Origin of the sequence: Halobacillus sp. (genome assembly GCF_049282395.1) — a bacterium.
Lineage (GTDB): Bacteria > Bacillota > Bacilli > Bacillales > Halobacillaceae > Halobacillus.
In genome coordinates this window covers 1-7810 of record NZ_JBAPTY010000407.1, presented here as the reverse complement: position 1 = coordinate 7810, position 7810 = coordinate 1, and the positions used below count along the sequence as shown (strand labels likewise).

Genomic DNA, 7810 nt, shown 5'->3' with positions numbered 1-7810 from the left:
GTGATTGATAATAACAGCGGACGCAAGCCGAAGCGGCTTTGGACGGATAATGACGGCGGCGATAAAATCCATTACCATCAGGCGAATACCGAGCGTGAGGAAGCCTTGTTTGTGACGGATAAAATTGAGGATCTCATCAGACAGGGACGTTTTCAATATAAAGATGCAGCTATTCTATACCGTACCAACGCCCAGTCCCGTACCATTGAGGAGACCTTTGTAAAAGCCGGGGTACCTTACCAGATGATTGGCGGCACGAAGTTCTACGATCGTAAAGAGATCAAGGACATGCTGGCTTATCTGCGTCTGATCGCGAATCCAAATGATGATCTTAGTTTCCAGCGTGTGGTCAATGAACCGAAGCGCGGCGTCGGTAAGACGAGTATGGATAAGATGATGGCTTACGCGGCTGACCATGATATTTCTTTATATGAAGCGGCAGCGGAAGTCGATTTCGTTGGCGTCAGTGCAAAAGCAGCCAAGGCGATCATGGCTTTCCGTAAAATGATCCAGAACTGGACCCAGCAGCAGGAATTTCTGTCGGCCACCGATATGGTCCAGGATGTCATTACGAAAACGGGATATGAAGAAATGCTGAAGAATGAGAAAAGTATAGAGGCGCAAAGCCGTCTTGAGAATATAGAAGAGTTCAAATCGGTCACGAAGAACTTTGAAGAAAACAGTGAAGATAAGACACTTATCGCCTTTTTAACAGATCTTGCCCTGATTGCGGATATCGATTCCATGAATGAAGACCCTAGTAGTGATGACACGGTTACCCTCATGACGCTTCACTCGGCCAAGGGACTTGAATTCCCGCTCGTATTCCTAATAGGAATGGAAGAGAATGTATTTCCGCACAGCCGCGCCTTGATGGAAGAATCGGAAATGGAAGAAGAGCGCCGTCTCGCTTATGTAGGCATTACCAGAGCAGAGAAACAGCTGTTCATTACCCATGCGAAAATGCGTACGTTATATGGCCGCACGAATATGAATCCAATCAGCCGTTTTATCAATGAAATTCCTGAGGATCTCGTAGAAGGTAAAGAAGAGCCGGAAGAGCTGCCATTCTTCAATAAAAAACGCGAGCCTGCTGGAGCCCAGGAGGCCTCTGCACCGCAGCCGAAGAAGCGGGCCGCGAAGAAAACGCAGCCGAAAGAATCTACAGGCGGGGAGAAAATCACCTGGAACCCTGGTGATAAAGCTGCCCATAAAAAATGGGGCGAAGGAACCGTCGTAAATGTACAGGGTGAAGGAGATGCAATGGAGCTTGATATTGCTTTTCCAGCTCCAACCGGTATTAAGCGACTACTCGCCCGGTATGCACCGATTACGAAAGCGTAAGGAAGTGGATGGTTATGAACGCAGATGAAGCAAAGAAAAAGATAGATACCCTAAGAGAAGAACTAGAACATTACCGCCATGAATATCATACGCTCGATGCTCCAAGCGTTCCTGACTACGAATATGATCAAAAGATGCAGGAGCTGATTGAGCTGGAGGAGGAGTTTCCTGATTTTCAAACAGCAGATTCTCCTTCTCAGCGTGTCGGCGGTGCGCCGCTCGATGCATTTGTAAAAGTGCAGCACGACGTGCCGATGCTGAGTCTTGGTAATGCTTTTGACGACCAGGAACTGCGCGATTTCGACCGACGGGTGCGCGGGGGAACTGACGAAGACGTCAGCTATGTATGTGAATTAAAAATAGACGGGCTCGCCGTTTCCCTCCGCTACGAGGAGGGCGTGTTCGTCCGGGGAGCCACCCGAGGCGACGGGACGACCGGTGAAGATATTACGAAAAACCTTCGCACGATTCGGAATATACCACTCAGGCTGAAGCAGCCGGAGACGCTTGAAGTCCGTGGCGAAGCGTATATGCCGAAGCAATCCTTCAACGCTTTGAATGAAGCGCGTGAAGAACGCGGAGATGAGCCTTTCGCCAATCCGAGAAACGCAGCAGCGGGTTCTTTGCGCCAGCTTGATCCAAAAATTGCGGCGAAGCGTAATCTGGATATTTTTCTTTACGGAATTGGCCAATGGCAGGATGAGTCCTCCGAGGCCCATAGTGAACGTCTCGAGCAAATGGAGAAGCTCGGGCTTAAAACGAATCCGGAATGGAAAAAGTGTAACGATATCGAGGAAGTAATCGACTATGTTCATAGCTGGGTAGAAAAACGCCAGGACCTCGATTATGAAATTGACGGCATCGTCATTAAGGTTGACCGTCTGGATCAGCAGGACACGCTTGGCTTTACCGCTAAAAGCCCGCGCTGGGCGACGGCTTATAAGTTCCCGGCTGAAGAGGCGATTACGACTCTTAAAGATATTGAACTGAGTGTGGGCCGTACTGGAGTGGTGACGCCTACCGCGATTTTAGAACCGGTTAAAGTAGCGGGCACAACCGTTCAGCGTGCTTCTCTTCACAATGAGGACCTGATACGTGAACGCGATATTCGCATTGGCGACACCGTTGTTATAAAGAAAGCTGGCGACATCATACCAGAAGTGGTTCGTGTCGTGGTGGATGAGCGAAGCGGTGAAGAAGAACCGTACCATATGCCGGAAGTGTGTCCAGAATGCGAAAGCAAGCTCGTTCGTTTAGAAGAGGAAGTAGCTTTACGCTGCATCAATCCGAACTGTCCGGCTCAGCTCAGGGAGGCTCTCATCCACTTCGTATCCCGCAATGCGATGGATATTGAAGGTCTTGGGGAGAAAGTCATCGCTCAGCTGTTCAGAGAAAAGCTGATCCATACCATCGCAGACCTGTACAAGCTGGAACGAGAAGAACTATTGAAGCTAGAACGCATGGGTGAAAAATCGGTCCAGAACTTATTAAATTCCATTGAAATCTCGAAGGAAAATTCAGTGGAACGCTTGTTATTCGGGCTTGGTGTCCGCTATGTGGGCACAAAAGCGGCCAATACCCTCTCGCAGGAGTTCGGCCATATGGATGATTTAGCAGCTGCTGATGCCGAAACGCTCGAAGGCATTCCAGAAATCGGCGAGAAAATGGCGGAATCAATCGCAAGATATTTTGATAAACCTCAGGTCATCCAGTTACTGGAAGAATTAAAGCGGTTGGGGATTAATATGGCGTATAAAGGAGCAAGGAAGCAGGAAGCACCTGCGGACTCTCCGTTTGCAGACAAAACGGTCGTCATTACAGGAAAGATGGAAGAATACAAACGATCGGATATTAAGAGTATTGTGGAAGAGCTGGGCGGAAACGTCACGGGAAGTGTCAGTAAGAAGACGGATATCCTGATTGCTGGGGAAGATGCCGGCTCGAAGTACACAAAAGCAGAAGAGCTGGGTGTAGAGATATGGAACGAAGAGCAGTTTAAACAAGCGGTATCTCAGCCGGAGTAAAACAGACAGGCGCCACTCCTCTAATGGAAACGAGTGGAGCTTTGGGGACAGGCAGGAAAGCCCGGCACAATTCACGGAAGATCATCGTTTCACGTAATTACATGGGGAGTGGGATACATGAGGAAGTGGCATGCACTGTTGGTTGGTTCATTGCTTTTGGTTAGCGCGTGTACGCCAGTGTTTGATAATAAAGATGAAGTCATTCAGGAAACAAAAGATAAGGACAGTAATCAGGCGATCATTCCGAATCATAGCATATCGGAAGAAACGTACCGCATGATTTTATCGGAAGACCGTTCCAAAGTTTCAAAAGCCCGGTCGGTCACGGTAAATCAGATGGGGAACCGGATGGACATCTCCGAGTTTGAGCAAGGCCTCAGGCGGCATTCTAAGGAATACTACGATCCGGAGGAATACTTTTTTCAGCCTGGACAGTTTCTTAGTGGAGATACAGTGTTTGACTGGCTGGGTAGATACGATGAGAGGCACAATGAAGGAGGTTTGAACCCGGAACTTATCGAAGACGAAGCAACAGCTGAACAGTTCCGTGAAAACCCTAAATATATATCGAACATTGTGGAGCAGGATTACCTGGTTAAAAAAAATGATGATGTCGTGGAATTGGAAGGAATAACCATTGGTATTTCCTTACGAACCGTTTACAACTTCACTGCGGAAGGAAGGAATTATAAAGAAGACCATTCCACAGAAGAGCTTTTGAAAAAGGGAAAAGAGTATGCTGGAACGATTCTAAAGCGACTGCGAGAACGGGATCAGCTGAAAAACGTACCAGTGGTATTTGCTCTTTATGAAGAGGAAGAAGCAAGCTCCAAGGTTCCTGGTCAATTTTTAACCAAAACAATGGTGAAAGGCTCTTCTTCATCCATTGGTGACTGGAAAGACATTAATGAAAAACACGTCCTTTTCCCTTCGAAGGAAGCGGAGAATGACTACTTTGAAGATTCGCAGATATTCTCGGATTTCCGAGAGGAAGTATCTGATTACTTCCCGAACTTCGTAGGGATGATTGCCAACGGATTTTATGTGGATAATGAACTTCAGCAAGTGTCTATTGATATTCCGATCCAGTTCCGCTCCCAGTCAGAAGTGGTCGGATTCACTCAGTATGTGTACGGTCTGGTAGTTGAAATGTTCCCGGACCACTATGATGTAGAAGTAAAAATTAACAGTATGGATCAACAGGAAAGCCTCATTGTCCAGCAGGCTGGCAAAGAGGAACCTTTCGTTCATATCTATGAATAAATATCTTGGGCCGCGTGGATGCTAAACATCGACGCGGCTTTTTTGTATTTAGAGATATGCAAATTTCGAGCAAATTCGATTTACTATACTTATATGGACGAAAATTTGCTATGTGAAGAGTTGTATTTAGTTTAAGTATTCAAATTAAGCTAAATCAGATTATTTGCGGTTATTTGATTTGTGGAAGAGATGAAGTTGCGGTAAAATAAGCTTTGGAAAAGCCGTGGTAATTTTCGAAAAATTATCCGGCGTCTGTATGTATTTATTCCTTTAGGAGGCGGGTAACCATGGTGGTCCCTTACAAACATGAACCATTTACCGATTTCAGTATTGAAGAGAATCGCAGAGCACTTGAATCTGCTCTTAAGCAGGTGGAAGCAGAGTTAGGAAAGACGTATCCTTTGATTATCGGCGGCGAACGGATTATGACCGATGACAAAATTGAAGTGGTGAATCCAGCAGATAAGAAAGAAGTAATTGGGTACGTCGCAAAAGCAAACCAGGATCTCGCAGAAAAAGCGCATAGAATTGCCGACGAGACCTTTAGCTGGTGGCGCAAAACAAAAGCTTCGTTCCGTGCTGACATCCTATTCCGTGCCGCAGCCATTGTCCGCCGGCGTAAGCATGAGTTTACAGCTCATCTTGTTAAAGAAGGCGGAAAGCCGTGGAAAGAAGCAGACGCCGATACAGCGGAAGCCATCGATTTTATGGAGTTCTACGCTCGTCAGATGCTTGATATTGATAAAGGCGTAGAAATCAATTCCCGTCCAATTGAAAATAACCGATTCCATTACATCCCGCTTGGTGTAGGCGTGGTTATTTCTCCGTGGAACTTTTTGTTTGCGATCATGTGCGGTACCACCGTCGCAGCTATGGTATCCGGAAACACGGTTTTACTCAAACCCGCAAGCTCCACACCTATTATTGCTTATAAAATGATGGAGGTCCTTGAGGAAGCCGGTCTTCCTGCCGGAGTCATTAATTATATTCCGGGGAGCGGAAAAGAAGTGGGGGATTACCTTGTAGACCACCCTCGGACTCGATTTATCAGTTTCACTGGATCCCGTGAAGTTGGTACCCGAATCTTCGAACGCGCGGCTAAAGTCCATGAAGGTCAAAAGTGGCTGAAGCGCACCATCATTGAAATGGGCGGTAAAGATACGATCATCGTTGATGAAGATTCCGACCTCGAACTGGCCGCTGACGCCATTACCTATTCTGCTTTTGGCTTCTCCGGCCAAAAGTGTTCGGCATGCTCCCGCGTGGTCGCCCATAAAGCTGTGTACGATGAGCTGCTCGAGCGTGTCGTCCAGAAAACAAAGAATGAAGTCAGTCATGGCAATCCTGCTGATAACCGCTCGTACATGGGGCCGGTCATTGATCAGGGGGCGTATGACAAGATTCTTAATTACATTGAAATTGGCAAGAAAGAAGGGAAGCTGATGGCGGGAGGAAAAGGCGATAACAGCAAAGGCTGGTTTATTGAGCCAACCGTCTTCGCAGATCTGGATCCTGACAGTACGATTATGCAGGAAGAAATCTTTGGTCCTGTGTTAGGGTTTATGAAAGCTTCTTCTTTTGATGAAGCATTGGAAATTGCCAACAACACAGATTATGGGCTTACCGGTGCTGTTATTACCAATAACCGTCAGCACATTGAGAAGGCCAGAGAAGATTTCCATGTTGGAAACTTATACTTTAACCGCGGATGTACGGCTGCGATTGTCGGCTACCATCCATTTGGAGGCTTTAATATGTCCGGTACCGACTCCAAAGCCGGTGGCCCTGACTATTTGTATCATCATATGCAAGGTAAGACCACCTCTGAAATGCTGTAAATCATGATTAAACCCATTCTCTGCGATAAAAAAAGCGGAGAATGGGTTTTTTTTAGAAAATGGAGCATACTACATGTAGCAGCAAAAGAGAAGAAATAGATAAAAAATGGTAAACACACCAATAAAATTAAAAAAATTTAATGAATGTTTATAGTTATTTCAGCGAATATGTGTATATAAATACAATATTTACGCATAAAAATTCATAATCGAGAATATGTCTCAATTTTTGCAATGTTCTTGTAATTATACTATGATATAGTTGTACTTGTGTTTGACTTTTGAGACTTCTATGACTTATGTATCACAAGTAAAAACTATTGCATAGGAGTGCATATTACGACATACAGGAGGTGAAAATGTGTTTGAACTAGCGACTGCAGCTGCTTCATATTCCATTTCAGGGGCAACCTGGTTCTGGTTGTTTGTCCCTATGCCTATCTTAATTATCTTATCCATTATTACACTATTTACTGAGAGGAGCGACTAAAAAAACATGAGTACAGCAACGTTAATAACGTTTATTATTTATCTAATTGGTATGCTTGGTATCGGTTTTGCCGCATATCGTTTAACAAGTGATTTATCTGACTATGTATTAGGCGGCCGCCGTCTCGGTCCAGGAGTAGCCGCACTTAGTGCCGGTGCCTCTGATATGAGTGGCTGGTTGCTATTAGGTCTTCCAGGTGCTATTTACGCATCCGGTTTATCCGAGGCGTGGATTGGTGTAGGTCTCGCTATTGGTGCTTATCTAAACTGGCAGTTTGTTGCCCGCCGTCTGCGTGTCTTTACAGAAGTGGCGAACGATTCCATTACGGTACCGGACTATCTTGAAAACCGTTTCCGTGATAAATCCCACATTCTGCGTGTAATTTCCGCAGCTGTTATTTTACTATTCTTCACATTCTACACCTCTTCCGGTATGGTTGCCGGCGCGAAGCTGTTCGAAGCTTCCTTTGCATTAAGCTATACACAAGCTCTTTGGCTTGGAGCTATTGTAACGATATCATATACCTTCCTTGGAGGATTCCTGGCTGTAAGCTGGACAGACTTTGTTCAGGGTATCCTTATGTTCCTGGCTCTAATTGCCGTGCCAATTGTAGCTATTTCTGAAATGGGAGGCTGGAATAACGCCGTCGACGCTGTTGGTCAAATCGACCCGGCTCACTTGAACATGGTACAGGGAGTAGGCGCATTAGCTATTATTTCATCTCTAGCCTGGGGTCTTGGTTATTTCGGGCAGCCCCACATTCTTGTACGTTTCATGGCCCTTCGTTCACCTAAAGATGTTCCGAAAGCCCGTTTTATTGGTGTAGGCTGGATGGTTCTAGGTCTTTACGG

The 7810-nt window shown here is 45.9% G+C and carries 6 protein-coding genes; all 6 read left to right on the top strand.

Translation table 11 applies throughout. From position 1 onward, the window contains the following. Positions 1-1344 (top strand): 3'-5' exonuclease (locus tag WAM07_RS16975; RefSeq protein ID WP_422168589.1); only part of this gene is annotated, 1344 nt, incomplete at its 5' end. A gap of 14 nt (positions 1345-1358) precedes the next feature. Beyond that, entirely contained in the window at positions 1359-3368 is a 2010-nt protein-coding gene (ligA, locus tag WAM07_RS16970) for an NAD-dependent DNA ligase LigA (RefSeq protein ID WP_422168588.1), read from the top strand. A gap of 117 nt (positions 3369-3485) precedes the next feature. Further along, on the top strand, positions 3486-4631 hold the full coding sequence (locus tag WAM07_RS16965; RefSeq protein WP_422168587.1) for a CamS family sex pheromone protein: 1146 nt from the start codon (positions 3486-3488) through the stop codon (positions 4629-4631). Positions 4632-4918: 287 nt separating this feature from the next. Further along, the gene (pruA, locus tag WAM07_RS16960; RefSeq protein WP_422168586.1) at positions 4919-6469 is read left to right on the top strand and encodes an L-glutamate gamma-semialdehyde dehydrogenase; all 1551 of its coding nucleotides are present in this window, start codon (positions 4919-4921) and stop codon (positions 6467-6469) included. Between the two features lie 361 nt (positions 6470-6830). Beyond that, positions 6831-6959, top strand: a complete 129-nt coding sequence (locus tag WAM07_RS16955; protein ID WP_014641887.1) for a hypothetical protein — start codon at positions 6831-6833, stop codon at positions 6957-6959. A 6-nt stretch (positions 6960-6965) separates the two neighbouring features. Beyond that, positions 6966-7810: sodium:solute symporter family transporter (locus WAM07_RS16950; protein WP_422168585.1), on the top strand; the 845-nt coding region annotated here is incomplete at its 3' end.

Excerpts from the sequence above, each read along its gene's own strand:
- ligA (WP_422168588.1), top strand. The coding sequence starts at position 1,359 with ATGAACGCAGATGAAGCAAAGAAAAAGATAGATACCCTAAGAGAAGAA.
- WAM07_RS16965 (WP_422168587.1), top strand. The coding sequence starts at position 3,486 with ATGAGGAAGTGGCATGCACTGTTGGTTGGTTCATTGCTTTTGGTTAGC.
- pruA (WP_422168586.1), top strand. The coding sequence starts at position 4,919 with ATGGTGGTCCCTTACAAACATGAACCATTTACCGATTTCAGTATTGAA.